Origin of the sequence: Promicromonospora thailandica, assembly GCF_024171955.1 — a bacterium.
GTDB classification, from domain to species: Bacteria; Actinomycetota; Actinomycetes; order Actinomycetales; family Cellulomonadaceae; genus Promicromonospora; species Promicromonospora thailandica.
In genome coordinates this window covers 286629-305991 of sequence record NZ_JAMTCS010000006.1, presented here as the reverse complement: position 1 = coordinate 305991, position 19363 = coordinate 286629, and the positions used below count along the sequence as shown (strand labels likewise).

Here is a 19363-nt window from a genome sequence, read left to right as displayed (position 1 = left end):
TCCCTCACGCGCCCCGGATCAGCGCCTCCAGCTCGGCCTCGTCGAGCAGGCGCTCCGGCCGCACCGTGGCGTCCGACCCGACGTAGTAGAACGCGGCGCTGACCTGGTCCAGCGGCAGACCCGTCCACCGGGACCACGCCAGCCGGTACACCGCGAGCTGCACCTCGCGCGCCTCACGTGCCGACGCGTCGAGCGGTTCGCGACCGGTCTTCCAGTCCACGACGACCACGGCGTCCGGGCCCGCGGCCGGGTCCCGGAAGACGGCATCCATCCGGCACCGGAGCATGACACCGGCCACCGGCGTCTCGACGTCCACCTCGACCGCCACGGGCGTGCGGGCCGCCCACTCCGACCCCAGGAACGTGTCCCGCAGCTTGTCGAGATCGGTGTCCTCGGGCAGGTCGTCGTCCTCGGCGCTGGGCAGGTCGTCGACGTCGAGCAGCGTCGCCGAGGTGAAGAACTGCTCCACCCACTCGTGGAACCGGGTGCCGCGCCGGGCGTGCACCGTGGGCTGCACCGGCACCGGCCGGCGGAGCTGGAGGGCGAACGCGTCCCGGTCCGCCGCCAGCCGGACCAGCCCGGACGCCGACACATGGGCGGGGAAGGCGACCTCCCGGTCGGCGGCCCGGTCCCGGTCGGCGAGCAGCATCCGGGCCAGGTCGACCAGGTCGTGGCCGGCCGCATCCGCCAGCCGGCCACGCGGCGCCGTGAGGGTGTCCGCGGGCAGCCCCGCGGCCGCGAGCGCCGCCAGGCGGCGCTCCGCGGCTTCGTCCACGCGGTCTGCCGTGGCACGCAGCACGTCGCGGGCGGTGGCCCCCCGCCCCGGACCCTGCTCGGCGCTCGGATCGGAGGTGGGCCAGAGCGCCGTGGTCTCCTCGGTGTTGCGAGGGTTCTCGGCGTCCGGCTCGGGCGCGGGCGCCCAGAGGTCGGTGGCGACGAGCCCGGCGTCGGCCAGCTCGGCGAGGAACGGCGAGACGTCCCGCGGCCGGCTCGCCGTGCCCCACCACGAGGACGTCAGGAAGAGCTCGCTCCGGGCGCGCGTGAACGCGACGTAGGCCAGCCGGCGTTCCTCGGCCAGCCGGTGCTCGCCGCAGTCGAGCTTGAACTCGTCCCGGAGCGCCACCAGGTCCTTCGTGTCCGAGGCGTGCTCCCAGTCGAAGCGCGGCAGGTCGTCCGCGTCGCCGCGCAGGTGGTAGGGCAGCTCGCCGAGGTCGGAGAGCCAGCCCGACGAGGTCTCCCCGGACCGCGCGCCCCGGTCCCACGTGGGGAACGCCCCGTCGGCCAGGCCCGCCACGGCCACCGCGTCCCACTCCAGGCCCTTGGCGGCGTGCGCGGTGATCACCTGGACGGCGTCGGGGTCCGGTTCGTGGACCGGCATGTCGAGCCCGCGCTCGCGCTCGCCCGCGACGCCGAGCCAGGCGAGGAACGCACCGAGCGTCGCCGTGTCCGACGACTGCGCGAACGACGCCGCGACGTCCCGGAACGCGTCGAGGTGCTCCCGGCCGCGGTCGCTCACGGCGCCGCCGACCCCGGCGCCCGCGAGGGCCAGCGCGGTGGCCGCCTCGACGTCCAGGCCGAGGGCGCGCTCGGCCTGGACCACCAGCTCGGGCAGCGAGAGGTAGGTGAGGCCGCGCAGGTCGCGCAGCAGCCGGGCGAGGGCGGTCAGCCGCCGGTGGGCGTCCGCGGACAGGACCCGGCCGTCCCGGGCCGGGGTGCCGAGCGGCGGGAGGTCGTCGAGCGCGTCGACGATCGAGCGGTGGTCGGTGACGTCGCCCTCGACGACGCGGGTGCCGTCGTCGGGGTCGGCGGCCGTCCCGTCGGGCGCCGCGCCTGCGCCCGGGGTGTCGGCGCGGGCCGCTCCGGCTGCACGGCGCGGGTCGTCGAGCCGTGCCAGGTCCGCTGCCCAGGAGCCCAGGGCGTGCAGGTCGGCCGCACCGAGGTTGAGCCGCGGCCCGGTGAGCAGGCGCAGCAACGAGTCGCCGCGCGACGGGTCGTGCGCGGCCTGGAGCAGCGCGACGACGTCGACCACCTCGGGCGTGGAGAGCAGCCCGCCCAGGCCCACGACCTCGACCGGGAGGCCGCGTCGGCGCAGGGCCACCTCGAGGGCCGGGAACTGGGCCCGTGCCCGGCAGAGCACGGCGGCCGTGGCCCGCCCGTCGGGGTGCGCACCGGAGCGCCAGCGCTGCGCCACCCACTCGGCGACCGCGTCGGCCTCCTCCTCCGGGGTCGCGGCGACGTGGGCGGAGACCACCCCGTCGCCCGCGCCGGGACGCAGGTCCAGGGGCGGGACCTCGACGGAGCCCCCGGCGCCCGTGCGCGAGCGCAGGGGCGCCGACACGACGTTCGCCGCGGACAGGATCGCGGCATCGTTGCGCCACGACGTCGAGAGGTAGTGCACGGCGGCCGGGGCGCCGTCCCGGTGCCGGAACCGGTCCGGGAACCGGGCGAGGCCGCCCGCCGAGGCGCCGCGCCAGCCGTAGATGGACTGGTGCGGGTCGCCGACGGCCGTCACCGGGTGCCCGCCGCCGAACAGCCCGGTCAGCAGCTCGACCTGGGCGTAGGACGTGTCCTGGTACTCGTCGAGCAGCACGACCTCGAACCGCGCCCGCTCGGCGGCGCCGACCAGCGGCACCTCGCGCGCGAGCTGCGCGGCGAAGGCGACCTGGTCCCCGAAGTCGAGCGTCTCGGCGATCCGCTTGCGGTGCCGGTACTCCACCACGAGGTCCACGAACCGGGCCCGCTCGGCCACGGAGCCGATGAGCTTCTCGACCTCCTTGGTGCGCTTCTTCTGCCGGGGACCGAGCGGGAGCGACTCCAGGTGCTCGGCCATCTCGGTCAGCCGGTCGCGGGCCTCCGCCGGGTCCACGAGGTGCTCCCCCAGTGCCCCCGACAGCGCGACCACCGCGCCGGTGACGGTGCTGACCGCCTTGTCGGTGCCCAGGTCCTCGTCCCAGGACTCCACGACCTGGGACGCGAGCTGCCACTGCTCGGCCTGACCCAGCAGCCGCGCGCTCGGCTCGACGCCGAGCCGCAGGCCGTGGTCGGCCACGAGCGAGGCGGCGTAGGCGTTGTACGTGGCGACCGTGGGCCGGTCGAGGTCGAGACCGGCCAGCGCTTCGCCCGACTCCTCGCCGAGCGCGCGGTTCAGCTGGGCCAGCCGGGTCTGCACGCGCTGCGTGAGCTCCCCCGCCGCCTTGCGCGTGAACGTCAGACCGAGCACCTGTTCGGGGTGCACCAGCTTGTTGGCGATGAGCCAGACCACCCGTGCGGCCATGGTCTCCGTCTTGCCCGACCCGGCACCCGCGACGACGAGCGCGGGCTCCAGCGGCGACTCGATGACACGCACCTGCTCGTCGGTGGGCTCGTGCCGGCCGAGCAGGCGCGCGATCGCGCGGGCGGACAGGCGGATCTCGGGCCCGGTCACTCGACTACCTTCCGTCCCTCGGGCTGCAGCGGGCAGGAACGCCGGACGGCGCACACCTCGCACAGGTCATTGACGCGCGCCGCGAAGCGCGCGGCGGCCATCGTGTCGGCGGCGCCCTCCACCGTGTCACGGGCCCAGCTCCCACCGTCCTCGTCCGGCGCCAGCGCGGGCTGGTTCCGGATGCTCGCCGCGACCGTCTCCGTGCCCACGTAGACGAGGCTCGCGCCCTTGCTGACCGTGCCCTCGGGAAGGTCGAGCGCACCCTCCTCGACCGCCAGCTGGTACGCGCCGAGCTGCGGGTTCTCCGCCGCCTTCGCCTTGCCCGCCGCGGTCTTGCCCGTCTTGAGGTCGGCCACCGTCACGGCACCGTCGCCCGCGTCCTCCACGCGGTCGACCTGGCCGCGCAGCCGGGCCCGCCCCACCCGCAGGTCGAAGTCGGCCTCGACCAGCAGGGGCTCGCCCGAGTCCGCGAGGTATCCCGCCAACCGCTCCACCATGCGCTCGGCCCGCTTGCGCAGCTGGAGCGACGGCCAGCCGTCCGGCAGGGCGAGCTCGGGCCAACGCCGGTCCAGCTCCGTGCGGAGGTCGGCGAGCGAGCCCTTCGGGTGCGTCTGGGCGATAGAGTGCAGCAGCGTGCCGAGGGTCTGGTGGGTCGCGTCCGGTCGCGTGCCGCCCGCCGACTCGAAGGCCCAGCGCAGGGCGCACGTCGTCACCGTCTCGACCTTCGACGGGGACACCGTCACCGTCTCCTGCTCACCCCACAGCGGCACCTCGCTCGACACCCCGGCCACGCCGTACCAGGTGCTCGGGTCCGCCTCGGCGACGCCCGCCGCGGCGAGGTCGGCCAGGAGCGCGGCACCGGGGTGCACACGTGGTGCGTCCCGCGTGGGGTCGTCGGCCGAGCCCTCCGCCGTGTGCTCCGCTTCGTTCGTCGCTCCGTCCGTGCCCGGGTCCGCCCCCCGGTGCACTACCGGGTCCGCCACCGCCGGGACGGGCGCCGCCGCCCGGACGAGCTCCGAGCGGGCCGCGGCCACCACGCCGCGCAGGTCGAGCGGCGGGCCGACCGGCACCCGGCGCGGGTCCGGCCCCTCGCCGCCGTCGTTGCGCGGTGCCACGAGGTCGCAGAACACGCTGGGCGCCTCCTCCGTGTCCTCCACCGCGGTGACCAGCAGCCGACGCCGGGCACGCGAGACCGCGACCGCGAACGCCCGCAGCTCGTCGGTCAGCACCTGCCTCCGGGCCTCCGAGCCGACGACTCGGCCGTCCTGCGACCGGCCCGCCACCAGCTCGACCAGCGCCTGGGAACCGAGCAGCGAGTCCCGCAGCCGCAGGTCGGGCCACACCCCGTCCTGGACCCCGGCCACGACCACCACGTCCCACTCCCGGCCCGCCGCCCCCGCGGGCGTGAGCGCCTCCACCGCGCCGGCGCCCTGGGCCGAGGCCGCCAGGGAGTCCGCCGGCAGGTCCTGCGACGCCAGGTAGTCCACGAACGCGGCGACCGGCGCGCCCGGCATCCGGTCCACGAACGTCTCGGCGGCGCGGAACAGGGCGAGCACCGCGTCCAGGTCGCGGTCCGCGCGCAGGCCGGCCGGGCCGCCCGTGAGCGCGGCGGCGCTCCACCGCTCGGCCAGACCGGTCGCGGCCCAGACCGCCCAGAGCACCGTCTGTGCCGTCGCCCCCGCCTCCCCGGCGGCCTCGCGCCCGGCGGCCAGCACGCGTGCCACGGCGAGCGGCCCCCGGCGCACCTGCGTGGGCAGGAGTGCCGCCCGCGCCGGGTCGGCGAGCACCTCGACGAGCAGCGCGTCCGACGTGCGGCCGCCGCCCGCGGACAGCTCCTCCGACCGCAGCGCGCGGCGCAGCCGGCGCAGGGCCACCGCGTCGAGGCCCCCGATCGGCGAGACGAGCAGCAGCGCGGCCGTCTCCGCGTCCAGCACCTGCTGGTCGCCGTCCAGCTCGTCGGCGATCAGCGCCTCCAGGCTCCCCCGCGGTGCGCCGGCACAGGTCCGGACGGCCGCGAGCAGCGGTGCCACCGCGGGCTCGTCGCGCAGCGGGAGATCCGACCCGAGCAGCGCCACCGGCACGGAGGCCGACACGAGCTCGCGACGGAGCGCACCCAGCCGCGTGCCGCTGCGGGCGATCACCGCCATCCGCTCCCACGGCGTGCCGCGCAGCAGGTGCTCCGCGCGCAGCTCGCGCGCGATCCACGCGGCCTCCTGGGCCGCCCCCGAGAGCACGGCCACCTGCACGGCGGCGGCGTCGGCCCCCTCGTCCGCCGGGCGCGCCGTCGCGCGCCGGTGCAGCGCGCTCGCGGACACCGGGATCCGGTCGGTCACCGCACGCGTCACGGCCCGCAGCTCGGGCTCCTGGCGCCAGACGGTGCCCAGGACCGCCGTCTCGGCGTCGAACGCCCCGAAGGCGCGGCCCCGGCCGGCCGGCGCGGCCGCGCGGCCCGTCAGGCCCGGGGCGGCGCCGCGGAACGTCTGCACCGCGGAGTCCGGGTCGGAGAGCAGCACGAGGCGTGCGCCGGCGCCCGGTCCACCGGGTGCACGGCGGTCCTGCGGGCCGTCCGGCTCGTGCAGCACGCGCAGGAGGCGGACGGTCGCCGCAGTGGCCTCCTGGTAGTCGTCCACGACCACGAGGTCCCACTCCGGCCGCGGCACACCCGGCACCTCGTCCGTCCAGGACCGCAGCGCCTGGGCCGCCTCGTCGATCACGACGGCCGGGTCGTACCGCGGCCCGGCGTCCGGCGTGGCGAGCCGCAGCGTCATGGTGTCCAGGTACTCCTCGTAGAGCTGGGCGGCCATCACCCACTCGGGGCGGTCGTTGGCCCGCCCCAGCTCGTCGAGCTCCACCGGCCCCAGACCGCGCTCGGCGGCGCGCATCAGCAGGTCACGCAGCTCCTGACGCAGCCCACGCAGGCCGAGCGAGTCCTCCGGCAGACCGGCCGGGAGCGTCAGCGGCCGCCCCTCGCCCGCCACGTGCCCCGCCAGCAGCTCGGCCAGCACCAGGTCCTGCTCGGGACCCGAGACGAGCGTGGGGGCGGGAAGCTCCAGGGCGGCGGCCCGCCGGTGCAGCACCGCGAACGCCGCCGACGACGCCGTGCGGACCATGGGCGCGCCGACCGTACGCCCGGCCCGCGCGGCCACCTCGTCCCGCAGGCGGGCCGCGGCGCGCCGCGACGACGCGAGCACGAGCACGCGCTCAGGGCTCGCGCCCGCTGCCAGCGCCCGTACGGCGACCTCGCAGGCCACGGTGGTCTTGCCCGACCCGGGGGCGCCCAGCACCAGCGTCGCGCGGCGAGCGAGCGCGGCCTCGACGGCGACCGCCTGGCTGTCGTCGAGGCGCACGGGAGCGGCGCCGCCGGACGAGGGTGCCGGGGGCGCCAGGCGAGGTGCGAGGGCGAGGGTCGGTGTCACGCGGACGATCGAACCACGACCCACTGACACTCCCGCCGGCCCCGCGCGGGACCGTCACAAATGCCCGGTTTGCCCACCCCGGTGGCGCTCAGCCGGCGTGCGGCGCGGGCCAGGGCTCGGGGATGCAGCCGCTCGTCGTGGTGGTCTGCTGCACCATGACGGTCGCGTGCTCGCCCTCCCCCGCGCACAGGTCGTGCCGGTGCCCGATGACGTGCCCCACCTCATGGTTGACCAGGTACTGCCGGTAGCGGTCGATGTCGTCCCAGGCCCGCGAGCCCGTGGCCCAGCGCCGGAAGTTGAGCACCGCCGTCCCCTCGATGCCGCACGACAGCTCGCTGATCGTGTCGAGCGGGAGGCAGAGCTGGTCGGTGGTGCCGGGGCTCGCCAGCACGACGCGCGCGTCGTAGTCCTCGGTGTCGGTCCAGGCGAAGGTGGAGCCGTCGGCCGCGTTCCAGCCGCGCGGGTCGTTCAGGGTGGCCAGCACCGCCTCCGCGAAGACCTGCCGGTCCACCGGCAGGCCCTTCTCGACCGCGATCTGCACCCGCCAGACCTTGCCCTCGGCGGGCGCCGCACGCGACCCGCGGGCCACGAGGAGCGTGCCGGAGAGCTTCTCCTCGACCACGGTCCGCGTCCCGGTCAGGCCGGATCCCGGGTCGGGCTCCGGCCCGGTGCTGCGGCTCGGGCTCGGCACGGGAGCGGGCGACGGGGGCGCGGACTTCGCGGTCGCGGGCTCGCCCGCCGCGGGCGGGGCCGTCTCCGGGCCGGACGACGGCGCACCGGCACCGGGGTCCGCGCCTGCGGCGGCGGCGTCCACCGCGGCGCCGCCGCCCGGCTCCGGCGTCGCTACCGGGTCCGGCGGCGACGTGCGGTCGCCCGACCGCGCTGCCTCGTAGGCGTCCCGGACCACGTCGGCCGCACCGGCGCCGAGGTTGTCCTCGACCACGCCCGCCACGGCGGACGCCGACGCGTCCGGCTCCGTGGCCATCGTCACCACCACGCCCGCCCCGAGCCCCAGGGCGAGGCACAGGCCGAGCGTGAGGATCGCGCGCCGGGGGGAGGCTGGTCCGCTCACGCCCACCATGGTGCCACGCACCGGCCCGCCGGCCCATGCTCCGGTCCACGGTGCTCCGCGGCCCGTCGTCCACAGGCCTATCGGCTCACGGCGAAACCGGGGGCCGCCGGGCGCAGGGCGTGACTAGGATCGTCTGGCCGGGTTCCCGGACCACCGGCCCCCGGCGCAATCCCCGACCGAACTGGAGTAAACGTGGACGTCACCATCGGTGTGCAGAACCTCACGCGCGAGGTCACGGTCGAGACGGAGCAGACCGCGGCCGACGTCGCGGCCGCGGTCAAGAAGGCCCTGGCCGGCGGCCCGCTCGAGCTCACCGACTCCCGTGGCCGCCAGGTGATCATCCCTGGCAGCGCCATCGGCTACGTCGAGATCGGCTCCGAGGAGCAGCGCAAGGTCGGCTTCGGCGCCGTCTGACGCCATCGGCACGTGGCGGACTGCGCACGAATGCGCCGTCCGCCACGTGGCGTTCGTTACTCCCGGGGTGATCGGACGGGTTTCGCTAACCACGCGGAAACATCGTGCGCGTACCATGACTGGCGTACATCGGTTGCCCGGTCGTCACGTTCCGACCCCCGAGCCTGTGCGCTCAGGTCTCATCCGAGACCGCAGCGCCAGGACGCGCAGCCGGGGCCCCGGTCCTGGCGCGCGATGATTTCCACGATCGGCTGCCGCACGAAGGCGCGATCGCCGGGCCATGAGGGCCCGCCGCGCCGCGAGAGATGAAGGCGCCAGTGACTACCACAGACACCCCGGCCGCGAGCGCGGCCACCGTCAACCCCGAGCCCACCGTCGGATCGGGTCCCGACTACTCCAGCCCGTCCGCCATCCAGGCGCAGAACGTGACCTTCGCGGACTTCGGCGTCCGCCCCGAGATCGTCGAGGCGCTCAAGGACTCGGGCATCACCCACCCGTTCCCCATCCAGGCCATGACGCTGCCGGTCGCGATGAGCGGGCACGACATCATCGGCCAGGCCAAGACCGGTACCGGCAAGACGCTCGGCTTCGGCGTGCCGCTGCTGCACCGCGTCGTCGCCCCCGGCGAGCCCGGCTACGACCAGCTCGTGGCACCCGGCAAGCCGCAGGCCGTCGTCGTCGTGCCCACGCGTGAGCTGGCCGTCCAGGTCGCGAACGACCTGGCCACCGCCTCCGCCAAGCGCAACGTCCGCATCGTCCAGGTCTACGGCGGCCGCGCCTACGAACCGCAGATCGAGGCCATGAAGGCCGGCGTCGACGTGGTCGTGGGCACGCCCGGGCGCATGATCGACCTGCTCAACCAGGGCCACCTCACCCTGCTGCGCGCGGCGACCGTGGTGCTGGACGAGGCCGACGAGATGCTCGACCTGGGCTTCCTGCCCGACGTCGAGAAGATCCTCGCCCGCACCCCCGCGCAGCGGCACACCATGCTGTTCAGCGCCACCATGCCGGGCGCCGTCGTCTCGATGGCCCGGCGCTACATGAAGCAGCCCACGCACATCCGCGCCGCCGAGCCGGACGACGAGGGTGCCACCGTCAAGAACATCAAGCAGGTCGTCTACCGGGCGCACGCCCTGGACAAGGTCGAGGTGCTGGCGCGGCTGCTCCAGGCCGAGGGCCGCGGCCGCACCATCGTGTTCGCGCGGACCAAGCGCACCGCCGCGAAGGTCGCCGAGGAGCTGCAGTCGCGTGGCTTCGCGGCCGGAGCGATCCACGGCGACCTCGGCCAGGGTGCCCGCGAGCAGGCGCTGCGCGCCTTCCGCAACAGCAAGATCGACGTGCTCGTCGCCACCGACGTCGCCGCCCGCGGCATCGACGTCGAGGACGTGACGCACGTGGTCAACTACCAGTGCCCCGAGGACGAGCGCACCTACCTGCACCGCGTGGGCCGCACCGGCCGCGCGGGCAACACCGGTACCGCGGTCACGTTCGTGGACTGGGACGACGTGCCGCGCTGGTCGCTCATCGACAAGGCGCTCGAGGTCGGCTTCCCCGAGCCGGTCGAGACCTACTCGACGTCGCCGCACCTGTTCTCCGACCTGGGCATCCCGGAGGGCACCAAGGGCCGTCTGCCGCGCTCCGCGCAGCACCTGGCCGGGCTCGACGCGGAGGAGCTCGAGGACCTCGGCGAGACCGGCAAGCGCAACAGCGGTTCCCGTTCGGGCGGGCCGCGTGGCGGTGGCCGCCAGGGCGGCCAGCGCTCCGGTGGCCGGCAGGGCGGCGGCACCCGCACGGCGCCGCGGTCTGACGCCGAGGCCGGGCCCACGTCGGACGGCGGGGCACCGGCCGAGCGTCCGGCGTCGGGCGGCGAGGACGACGGCCAGCGCCGGCGTCGCAACCGCACCCGGCGCCGCACCCGCGGCGGCCGCCCCACGTCGGACTCCTGACCCGAACCCCCGACGCTGTCAGACCCCAGGTCGCTCCGGCGGCCTGCGGGTCTGACAGTGTCGGGGGTTTCTGAGAGGCTCAGGGGGTGCAGATCGAGTTCACCGCACCCCTGTGGCAGTGGCAGGCCCGGACCGACTCCTGGTGGTTCGTGACCGTGCCGCCCGAGCATTCCGACGAGCTGGCCGACCTGCCCCTGCCGCCGCGCGGGTTCGGTTCGGTCCGCGTGCGCGTCACCGTGGGGAGCACCACCTGGACCACGTCCGTGTTCCCCAGCGACAGCGCCGACGGCTACGTGCTGCCGATGAAGAAGAAGGTGCGCCAGGCCGAGGGCCTCGAACCGGACGAGCCGGTGTCCGTGACCCTGGAGACGCTCGACGTCTGACGAACGCCCCGGGCGCGTCAGACGGTGCGGACGAACTCGATGACGCCGTTCGCGATCATCTGCGTGGCGATCGCCGCGAGCAGCACGCCCGCGATGCGGGTCACGAGCGTGACTCCGGAGTCCTTGAGCACCCGGTGCACCACGCCCGCGAACCGCATGGCCGCCCAGGTGCAGATGCACACCGCGACGATGCCGATGCCGATCGACGCGTAGTGCCCGATCGGCGACTCCCCCGCGCTCACGCCGCGCTGGACGAAGACCATGGTGGCGACGATCGTCCCCGGCCCCGCGAGCAGCGGCGTGGCGAGCGGCACGAGGGCCACGTTGCGGGCGGACCCGCCGGAGTCGGTCTCGCCCGCGTCCATCTTGCCCATGAGGAGCTCCAGGGCGACCAGGAGCAGCAGCAGGCCGCCCGACGCCTGGAGCGCCGCGAGCGAGATGCCCATGTGCTCCAGCAGGAGCTGGCCGAACAGCGCGAACACCACGATCACACCGAACGCGACGAAGATCGCCGTCCGGGCCGCGCGGCGGCGGTCCGCCGCCGTCATCCGCGACGTCAGCGCCAGGAAGACCGGGACGGTGCCGGGCGGGTCCATGATCACGAACAGCGTCACGAACACCTCGGTGAACAGGGCGACGTCGAACCAGCTCACCGGAGCACCTCGAGCAGACCCTGCTCGGCGATCGCGTCGAGCACCTCGGGCGCCGTCGTGTTCTCGCCGATCCGGTTCTGCTTGCCCGCGCCGTGGAAGTCGCTCGACCCGGTGACCAGCAGGTCCAGGGACTCGGCCAGGTCGCGCAGCCGTCGGCGGGTGTCCGGGGTGTGGTCGCGGTGGTCGACCTCCAGGCCCGCGAGGCCCGCGTCGGCCAGCTCCTCGATCATCGAGTCGGGCACCACCCGCCCGCGCGCGTCCGCGCCCGGGTGCGCGAGGACGGGCACGCCCCCGGCGGCCCGGACCGCACGGACGGCGGCGACGGCGTCGGGCGCGTAGTGGCCCACGTAGTACCGGGTGCCGGGGCGCAGGATGGTGGCGAAGGCCTCGTCCCTGTCGCGGACGGCGCCCGCCGCCACCAGCGCGTCCGCGATGTGCGGGCGGCCGAGGGTGGTGCCGGGCTGGGTCTGGGCGAGCAGGTCCGCCCATGTGATCGGGTAGTCCTCGCTGAGCAGGTCGACCATGCGCCGGGCGCGCGACTCGCGGTCGTCGCGCGTGCGCTCGGTCTCGGCCAGCAGACCAGGGTGCGCCGGGTCGTGCAGGTAGGCGAGCAGGTGCACACCGGTGCCCCAGCCCCGCGTGGCGGCGATCGCCGAGATCTCGGCGCCGCGCACGAGACCGACCCCGTGGCGCGCCGCGGCGTCGGCGGCCTCGGCCCAGCCGGACGTGGTGTCGTGGTCCGTGAGGGCCAGCGTCGCGATGCCCGCCAGCGCGGCGACCTCGACCAGGCGCGCTGGCGAGTCGGTGCCGTCGGACGCCGTGGAGTGCGTATGGAGGTCGATCACCCCACCAGGGTAGAGATGCATCGGCCACCTGAGCGCCCTGAGCGGGGTGAGGTGCGGCACCCCGCGGCCCGCCGCGGGGCGCATCAAGCCCACACAGCACGTTCACGCGGTGTTCCGTCGTCGTCCGCCGGGCGCCCCGAACGTCGGCGCATCATCGAAGGGATGAACAGCAGCCACCGCACGCCCCCGAGCCCGCCCACGAGCGTCGTCTTCGTGCACGGCATGCGCAGCTCCGGCGCGATCTGGGAGAACCAGGTCGAGCACCTGCGCGACGCCGGGCACGAGGCCGTCGCCGTCGACCTGCCCGCGCACGGCGTGCGCCGGGCCGACCGGTTCAGCATGGACGGCGCCTTCGCGGCGCTGGACGACGCCGTGTCGTCGCTGCCGGGCCGTGTCGCCCTCGTCGGCCTGTCGCTCGGCGGGTACACGTCGCTCGCCTGGGCCGCCCGCCCGCAGGCCACCGACCGCCTGGTGGGCGTGCTCGCGGCCGGGTGCACCTCCGACCCGAAGGGCAAGCCGGTGCGGCTCTACCGGGACGTCGCGCGGACGGTGGCCGGCGCCGTGTACCTGGGCAGGCGCCTGACCGGCCGCGTCGTGCACCCGAGCGTGCACCGGGCGCGCCTGTCGGTGCCCACCCTGCGGGCTCCGTTCCGCGCACCGCGCAGCGCGCCGGGCGGCGCCGACCTGCGGCAGGTCGAGATCGCGCCCCGCCAGACGGCCGAGATGTACCGCCCCACCTGGGACGTCGTCACCGACTCCCTCACGCACCTGGCCGGGCGCTCGTCCGTCGCGAACGTACGCGCCGCACGCGTTCCGGTGTGGTTCGTCAACGGCGCCCGTGACGCCATGCGCATCGGCGAGCAGCGGCACCTCGCGGCGGCGCGGGACGGCGCGCTGGTCGTGATCCCCGGGGCGGGCCACGACGTCAACACCGAGGCCCCCGCCGCCTTCAACCGGGTGCTCACCCGGGCGCTCTCCGACTTCGCCCGGCACGCGTGAAACACTGGGCTCATGAGCGAGCCCACCACTGCATCGCAGCCTGAAGAGCAACCGGCCGCCGACCGCGGCTCCAACCGTTCGCACCGTCCCGCCTCGACCGCGTTCAAGAACTTCGTGATGTCGCAGTGGGCCCCCCGCGCCGAGCTCGGTCTGACACCGTCCGCCGCCGCGCCGTACACCGTGGCCCGGCGCGCCGCGCTCTCGGAGCGACTGCCCGGTCTGCGCCTGGTGATCCCGGCGGGCTCGCTCAAGCCGCGGTCCAACGACACCGACTACCGGTTCCGGCCGCACTCCGCCTTCGCCCACCTCACCGGTCTGGGCACCGACCAGGAGCCGGACGCGGTGCTCGTGCTGCACCCGGTCGAGGACGGCGCGGGCGACGGCGGTTCGAACCACCACGCCGTGCTCTACGTGCGCCCGCTCGCCCCGCGCGACAACGAGGAGTTCTATGCCGACGCGCGCTACGGCGAGTTCTGGGTGGGCGCCCGCCCGTCGCTGGCCGACGTCGAGGCCCTGACCGGCATCGAGGCCCGCCACATCGACGAGCTGGGCGACGCGCTGGCCAAGGACGTCGGCGACGGCGGCGTGCGGCTGCTCGTGGTCTCGGGAGCCGACGACGCCATCGAGGCCCTCGTCGAGGAGCTGCGCCTGGAGGCCGGCGAGGACGAGGACGCCCTGACCGACGAAGCCCTCGTGGAGGCCACCTCCGAGCTGCGCCTGGTCAAGGACGAGTACGAGATCGAGCAGATGCGCGAGGCCGTGGCCCGCACCATCGAGGGCTTCGAGGCCGTGGTGCGTGCCCTGCCGCGCGCGCTGGAGCACCGGCGCGGCGAGCGCGTCGTGGAGACCACCTTCGACGGGCACGCGCGCCTCGAGGGCAACGCCGTGGGCTACGAGACGATCGCCGCCTCGGGCGAGCACGCCACCACGCTGCACTGGATCCGGAACGACGGCGAGGTGCGCTCGGGCGACGTGCTGCTGCTCGACGGCGGCGTCGAGGTGGACTCGCTCTACACGGCCGACATCACGCGGTCCCTGCCGGTCGACGGCGAGTACACCGAGGTGCAGCGGAAGATCTACCAGGCGGTGCTCGATGCGGCCGACGCGGCGTTCGCCGTCGCGAAGCCGGGCGTGAAGTTCCGGGACGTGCACGCGGCGGCCATGGAGGTCATCGCGGCACGCCTGGAGGAGTGGGGCTTCCTGCCCGACGGCGTCACGGCGGACGAGGCCCTGTCCGACGACGGCCAGCAGCACCGCCGCTGGATGGTGCACGGCACGTCGCACCACCTCGGTCTCGACGTCCACGACTGCGCGCAGGCCCGCCGCGAGCTCTACCTCGACGGCGTGCTGGAGCCGGGCATGGTGTTCACCATCGAGCCGGGCCTGTACTTCAAGGCGGACGACCTCGCCGTGCCGGAGGAGTTCCGAGGCATCGGCGTGCGCATCGAGGACGACGTGCTGATCACCGCCGACGGCAACGAGAACCTGTCGGCGGCGCTCCCCCGCCGCCCGGAGGACGTCGAGGCCTGGATGGCGTCCCTCCGCTGACGTCGACGGCGCGCGTCCGTCGACTTCGGTCGGTTGCTCCGAGACCGGTCGTTCGAGCGACCGGTCTCGGGGCGAGCGACCGACGTCGGCGATCACGGTGGGAGCAACGGGTCGGGGCGAGCAGCCGTCGCCAGGTCGTGCGGCAGGTGGCGGACGATCCGGTCGATCATCGCCGCGACGTCCCGGCGGTCCGCTGAGCTGACGTTCTCGATCGTGATGCCCGCCTGTCTGATCGCGGCGGCCCGGGCCTTCTCGTCCAGGTACTCCTGGGCAGGGTCGTGCCCTGGACGCACCCCGTCGGGCCGGTACTTCACCCGACCGTCGAACTCGATGCCGAGAGCCCATCCGGTGTACCCGAGGTCGGTGTGGAAGACGCCGACGGCGGTGTGCACGGGCATCTGCGTCACGGGACGGGGCAGGCCGCGCCGCAGGATCTCGTACCGGACCCAGGTCTCCCAGGCCGACTGCGCCCCTCCGTCCGCCAGCTCGATCACCCGCCGTGCCCGGCGGCTGCCACGCCGGGCGGGCAGAAGGGCAAGAACCTCGAGCAGGGTCTCCCGCGTGATCCCCATGGCCAGCGCGGAGTCGGCGATCACCAGGCCGTCGAGGGGGTGCAGCGTCCGTGCGCAGTCGACGACCGTGCGCGCCAGCGAGGTCACGGGCATGCCCGCGGCAGCGGTGACGTCCCCCGCGGAGATCGTCCACGCGTGCCGACGTACGTCGGAAGCGGCATGCCCTGAGGCGCGGTAGCGCTGGTAGATATGCGTCGCCGGCGGCGCCGTCCACAGCCGGCACCCGTGCAGAAGCGCGGCCGACGCGTATCCGAAGACATGATCGGCGCTGAGCTGGGAGTGCAGGGCCCGCACCCGGGCGAGCGCCGTCCGCCGGGCCTCCCTCGGTGTACTGCCCGGTCCCTCGACCCGGATCTGGTCAGGTGCGCAGTACGCCCCGCGCCGTACCCGGATGATCTCCCCGGCCCGCGCAGCGGCCGCCAGCGTGTTGCGGTTGCCCTCCGAGGCAAGCCGGACTGTCGGAATGATGTTCGTCATCCCACGACGGTCCGTCATCGCGGCCTGCCGACGGGCTCGACCAGGCGCGACCTGTGCACAGACCCGGCGGAGCACCGGCGGTGGTGACCGTCCTAGTGTTGGGACCTGGTGGCGAGGGTCGGTCGGCTCCGGCGGCTGACCTTGCCCGCCCTGTCATCCCGTGTGGCGCTTCGGTCGGACGCACACCGCCCAGACACGACATCGGTCGGTTGCCCCGACATCGGTCCATTGCAGGACCGATCTCAAGGCAACCGACCGAAGTCGCCGCCAGACAGATGCAAAGGACCGACGCCACCGCCAGACAAGCGCACAGGACCGACACCGGGGCAGGCGGACCACTCGTGCACCGGTGCAGCTAGCGGGTGCAGGGCCTGCCCCTGGTTCACTTCGGTCAGAAGCACACCGCCCAGACACGACATCGGTCGGTTGCCCCGACATCGGTCCATTGCAGGACCGATCTCAAGGCAACCGACCGAAGTCGCCGCCAGACAGATGCAAAGGACCGACGCCACCGCCAGACAAGCGCACAGGAACGACACCGGGGCAGGTGGACCACTCGTGCAGCGGCGCAGCTAGCGGGTACAGGGCCCGCCCCTGGTTCACTTCGGTCAGAAGCACACCGCCCAGACACGACATCGGTCGGTTGCCTTGAGATCGGTCCATTGAAGGACCGATCTCGAGGCAACCGACCGAAGTCGCCGCCAGACAGATGCAAGGGACCGAAGTCGGGACCAGTGGGTCAGTCGTCCGTCGGTGGGGCGTAAGGGTTGGTGCGGGATGTCGGGGTGTCATCCTCGGGGCGGGGGCCCGGGGAGGTCGGCGGGGTCTCGGGAGACTCGGTGGAGCCCGCCGGGGCAGCGTCGGAGGGACCATCGCCCGCCGTCGTGCCAGGAGCGCCCGGACCCGCCGCGCCCGGAGCCGCCGCACCAGCCCCAGACGCACCCGAGGAACCAGCACCAGAGGAACCAGCACCTGAGCCACCAGCACCAGAGCCACCAGCACCAGAGCCACCAGCCCCGGACGCACCAGCGCCCGTGTCCGAGCCCGGGCGCATCGCGCCGTACCGGGGCTCACCCGAGGGCGTGACCCAGCGCGGGTCGGTCGGCCGCGCCGGCGGTGCGGCGGGGGCCGGCGGAGCACCGGGGGTCGGCGGCGCGGCAGCGGCGGGAGCCTGCGTGCCGTAGACGGGCGGCGAGCCGACGGTGGCGCCACCCCGCGACTTGCCCAGCCCGCCCGGCGACTGCACCAGGAGCGCCCTGGCGTCCGAGGCCAGGTCGTGCCCGCACAGGATCGCGTAGGTGGCGGCGACGATCTGCGACGAGGAGGTGAAGTCGCGGCGTCCGCCCGTGAAGGAGTACGACAGGATCGAGAACAGCAGGCCGAAGCCGGCACCGAGCGCGATGCCCGCGAACATCACCTGGAAGCCGGACGACCCGCCCGCGAAGAGCGTGAGCAGCAGGCCGACGAAGAAGCCGAACCACGCGCCGGAGAGGGCGCCCGCGAGCGCCACCCGGCCGTAGGTCAGGCGCCCCGTGACGCGCTCCACCATGCGCAGGTCGGTGCCCACGATGGTGACGTTCTCGACGGGAAACTTGTTGTCGGACAGGTAGTCGACCGCTTTCTGCGCCTCCAGGTAGGTGGAGTACGCGGCAACCTCGTCACCGGCCGGCAGGGTCGGGACCTTCGGGACGGCACCCGGGCGAGACATGCTCATATCCCATAGTGTCCCCCACCTGGGCAGAAGTGGCGAGGAGCGAGGGCTGGGGGCGGGTCGTAGGCTGACCAGCGTGAGCGCCGGTACCAGGGTTTTCGTCGCACGTCTGGCAGGCACCGTGGTCTTCGACCCGATCGGGGACCAGGTGGGCCGGGTCCGTGACGTGGTCGTGCTGGTGCGGGCGAAGGGGGCGCCGCGCGCCGTCGGCCTGGTGGTCGAGGTGCCGGGCCGGCGCCGGGTCTTCCTGCCTCTGACGCGGGTCACGAGCATCGACTCGGGGCAGGTGATCAGCACGGGCCTGGTGAACCTGCGGCGGTTCGAGCAGCGGGCGATGGAGTCGGTGGTGCTGGGTGAGCTCCTGGACCGCCGGGTGCAGCTCAAGGACGGCTCGGGCGAGGTGACCATCGAGGACGTCTCGATCGCGCAGCAGCGCACGGGCGACTGGCTCGTGGACCAGCTGTTCGTGCGCCGCCGTTCGTCGCGCGGGTCCGCGCCGTTCCGCCGCGGCTCGACGCTGACCGTCCCGGTGGACGCGGTGCAGGACCTCACGGCCCGCTCCGCCGAGCAGGGTGCGGCCCGCCTGCTGGAGGCGTACGAGGACATGCGCGCGGCGGACCTCGCCGACGTGATCCGGGACCTGGGCGCGGGACGGCGGCTCGAGATCGCCACGGCGCTGAACGACGAGCGGCTCGCGGACGTGCTGGAGGAGCTGCCGGAGGACGCGCAGGTGTCGATCCTGTCCGGGCTGGACGTGGACCGTGCGGCCGACGTGCTGGAGGTCATGGAGCCGGACGACGCCGCCGACCTGCTGAACGAGCTGCCGGACGAGCAGGCGGCCCAGCTGCTCAACCTGATGGAGCCGGAGGAGGCGGCGGACGTCCGGCGGCTGCTGGAGTACGCGGAGGACACCGCGGGCGGCCTGATGACCACGGAGCCGGTGATCCTCGGCGCGGACGACACCATAGCGACGGCGCTGGCCTCGATCCGGCGCTCGGAGCTGCCGCCGGCGCTGGCCTCGATGGTCTTCGTGGTGCGGCCGCCGCTGGAGACACCGACGGGCCGGTTCCTCGGCGTCGCGCACTTCCAGCGGCTGCTGCGCGAGCCGCCGCACGCGGCGGTGGCGTCCGTGCTCGACGCCGAGACGGAGTGGCTCACCCACGACGCGTCGGTGGGTCAGGTGACGCGGCTGCTCGCGGCGTACGACCTGCTCGCCCTGCCCGTGCTGGACGCGCAGCGCCGGCTGCTCGGGGTGGTCACCGTCGACGACGTGCTGGACCACATCCTCCCGGACGACTGGCGCGACAGCGACGACGAGGACGAGGTCGCCGCGCAGGCCGCCCCGGCGGCGGCACCTGGGGCGCGACGGGAGGTGCGACGTGGCTGACCGCCTGGACACCCCGCTCGCCCAGCGCCGCGCCCTGGTCCCCCGCCTGCGGATGGACCAGGACGCCGTCGGCCGGGTTACCGAGGGGATCGCCCGGTTCCTGGGTACCCCGCGATTCCTCGTGTATCTCACGGTGTTCTGCGCGGTGTGGCTGGCGTGGAACGCGTGGGGCCCGGAGAACCTGCGGTTCGACAGTGCCGCCAACGGGTTCACCGCGCTCACGCTGATGCTGTCGCTCCAGGCCAGCTACGCCGCCCCGCTCATCCTGCTGGCGCAGAACCGGCAGGACGACCGCGACCGCGTCATGGCGGAGCAGGACCGGCAGCGCGGGGAGCGCAACCTCGCCGACACCGAGTACCTGGCGCGCGAGATGGCGGCGCTGCGGATCGCGCTCAACGAGGTGGCCACGCGTGACTTCGTGCGCTCGGAGATCCGCAACCTCCTGGAGGAGCTGGACGAGAAGGACCGCGAGAAGGACCGGACCCGGGAGCGGGAGCCCGACCAGCAGGGGTGAGG

The 19363-nt window shown here is 74.6% G+C and carries 14 protein-coding genes; 7 read left to right on the top strand and 7 right to left on the bottom strand.

Annotated elements, in window-relative coordinates:
- Window positions 1-4 precede the first annotated feature (4 nt).
- The 3 genes from APR03_RS11765 to APR03_RS11755 all read right to left on the bottom strand — a co-directional run bounded on the left by APR03_RS11765 (window position 5) and on the right by APR03_RS11755 (window position 7912).
- On the bottom strand, window positions 5-3424 hold the full coding sequence (locus APR03_RS11765; RefSeq protein ID WP_253835880.1) for an ATP-dependent helicase: 3420 nt from the start codon (window positions 3422-3424) through the stop codon (window positions 5-7).
- A complete protein-coding gene (locus APR03_RS11760; protein WP_253835924.1) occupies window positions 3421-6771 on the bottom strand; it encodes an ATP-dependent helicase in 3351 nt (1116 codons plus the stop codon). Before APR03_RS11760 ends, APR03_RS11765 begins: the two co-directional genes overlap by 4 nt.
- A gap of 157 nt (window positions 6772-6928) precedes the next feature.
- A complete protein-coding gene (locus APR03_RS11755) occupies window positions 6929-7912 on the bottom strand; it encodes a DUF3152 domain-containing protein (RefSeq protein WP_253835879.1) in 984 nt (327 codons plus the stop codon).
- 192 nt (window positions 7913-8104) lie between these two features.
- Here APR03_RS11755 and APR03_RS11750 point away from each other — a divergent pair, with 192 nt between their 5' ends.
- The 3 genes from APR03_RS11750 to APR03_RS11740 all read left to right on the top strand — a co-directional run bounded on the left by APR03_RS11750 (window position 8105) and on the right by APR03_RS11740 (window position 10655).
- Window positions 8105-8326, top strand: a complete 222-nt coding sequence (locus APR03_RS11750; RefSeq protein WP_253835878.1) for a DUF3107 domain-containing protein — start codon at window positions 8105-8107, stop codon at window positions 8324-8326.
- Window positions 8327-8631: 305 nt separating this feature from the next.
- Entirely contained in the window at window positions 8632-10272 is a 1641-nt protein-coding gene (locus APR03_RS11745) for a DEAD/DEAH box helicase (RefSeq protein WP_275977416.1), read from the top strand.
- 86 nt (window positions 10273-10358) lie between these two features.
- Window positions 10359-10655, top strand: coding sequence for a DUF1905 domain-containing protein (locus APR03_RS11740; protein WP_253835874.1), 297 nt, complete (start codon window positions 10359-10361; stop codon window positions 10653-10655).
- A 17-nt stretch (window positions 10656-10672) separates the two neighbouring features.
- Here APR03_RS11740 and APR03_RS11735 read toward each other — a convergent pair whose 3' ends face one another.
- Window positions 10673-11308, bottom strand: coding sequence for a MarC family protein (locus APR03_RS11735; protein WP_253835872.1), 636 nt, complete (start codon window positions 11306-11308; stop codon window positions 10673-10675).
- Window positions 11305-12153, bottom strand: coding sequence for a PHP domain-containing protein (locus APR03_RS11730; RefSeq protein ID WP_253835870.1), 849 nt, complete (start codon window positions 12151-12153; stop codon window positions 11305-11307). Before APR03_RS11730 ends, APR03_RS11735 begins: the two co-directional genes overlap by 4 nt.
- Before the next feature lie 162 nt (window positions 12154-12315).
- Here APR03_RS11730 and APR03_RS11725 point away from each other — a divergent pair, with 162 nt between their 5' ends.
- Both APR03_RS11725 and APR03_RS11720 read left to right on the top strand, forming a co-directional pair.
- Window positions 12316-13152 (top strand): alpha/beta fold hydrolase, encoded by an 837-nt coding sequence (locus APR03_RS11725; protein WP_253835868.1) that lies wholly within the window; start codon window positions 12316-12318, stop codon window positions 13150-13152.
- A 12-nt stretch (window positions 13153-13164) separates the two neighbouring features.
- The gene (locus APR03_RS11720) at window positions 13165-14700 is read left to right on the top strand and encodes an aminopeptidase P family protein (RefSeq protein WP_253835866.1); all 1536 of its coding nucleotides are present in this window, start codon (window positions 13165-13167) and stop codon (window positions 14698-14700) included.
- A 92-nt stretch (window positions 14701-14792) separates the two neighbouring features.
- Here APR03_RS11720 and APR03_RS11715 read toward each other — a convergent pair whose 3' ends face one another.
- Together APR03_RS11715 and APR03_RS11710 are read right to left on the bottom strand one after the other, a co-directional pair.
- Window positions 14793-15749, bottom strand: a complete 957-nt coding sequence (locus APR03_RS11715; RefSeq protein ID WP_253835864.1) for a type IV toxin-antitoxin system AbiEi family antitoxin — start codon at window positions 15747-15749, stop codon at window positions 14793-14795.
- 739 nt (window positions 15750-16488) lie between these two features.
- Window positions 16489-17463 carry a YflT domain-containing protein gene (locus tag APR03_RS11710; RefSeq protein ID WP_253835862.1) on the bottom strand — a complete coding sequence of 325 codons (975 nt, stop codon included), beginning with the start codon at window positions 17461-17463 and terminating at the stop codon, window positions 16489-16491.
- Window positions 17464-17536: 73 nt separating this feature from the next.
- Here APR03_RS11710 and APR03_RS11705 point away from each other — a divergent pair, with 73 nt between their 5' ends.
- Together APR03_RS11705 and APR03_RS11700 are read left to right on the top strand one after the other, a co-directional pair.
- Window positions 17537-18847 (top strand): magnesium transporter MgtE N-terminal domain-containing protein, encoded by a 1311-nt coding sequence (locus APR03_RS11705; protein ID WP_253835859.1) that lies wholly within the window; start codon window positions 17537-17539, stop codon window positions 18845-18847.
- Window positions 18840-19361 carry a DUF1003 domain-containing protein gene (locus APR03_RS11700; protein ID WP_253835857.1) on the top strand — a complete coding sequence of 174 codons (522 nt, stop codon included), beginning with the start codon at window positions 18840-18842 and terminating at the stop codon, window positions 19359-19361. Before APR03_RS11705 ends, APR03_RS11700 begins: the two co-directional genes overlap by 8 nt.
- Window positions 19362-19363: the final 2 nt, after the last annotated feature.

Bases quoted from the DNA above. Each gene is read 5' to 3' on its own strand.
- APR03_RS11745 (WP_275977416.1), top strand. From the start codon at position 8,632: ATGAAGGCGCCAGTGACTACCACAGACACCCCGGCCGCGAGCGCGGCC.
- APR03_RS11725 (WP_253835868.1), top strand. From the start codon at position 12,316: ATGAACAGCAGCCACCGCACGCCCCCGAGCCCGCCCACGAGCGTCGTC.
- APR03_RS11720 (WP_253835866.1), top strand. From the start codon at position 13,165: ATGAGCGAGCCCACCACTGCATCGCAGCCTGAAGAGCAACCGGCCGCC.
- APR03_RS11715 (WP_253835864.1), bottom strand. From the start codon at position 15,749: ATGACGAACATCATTCCGACAGTCCGGCTTGCCTCGGAGGGCAACCGC.
- APR03_RS11710 (WP_253835862.1), bottom strand. From the start codon at position 17,463: ATGAGCATGTCTCGCCCGGGTGCCGTCCCGAAGGTCCCGACCCTGCCG.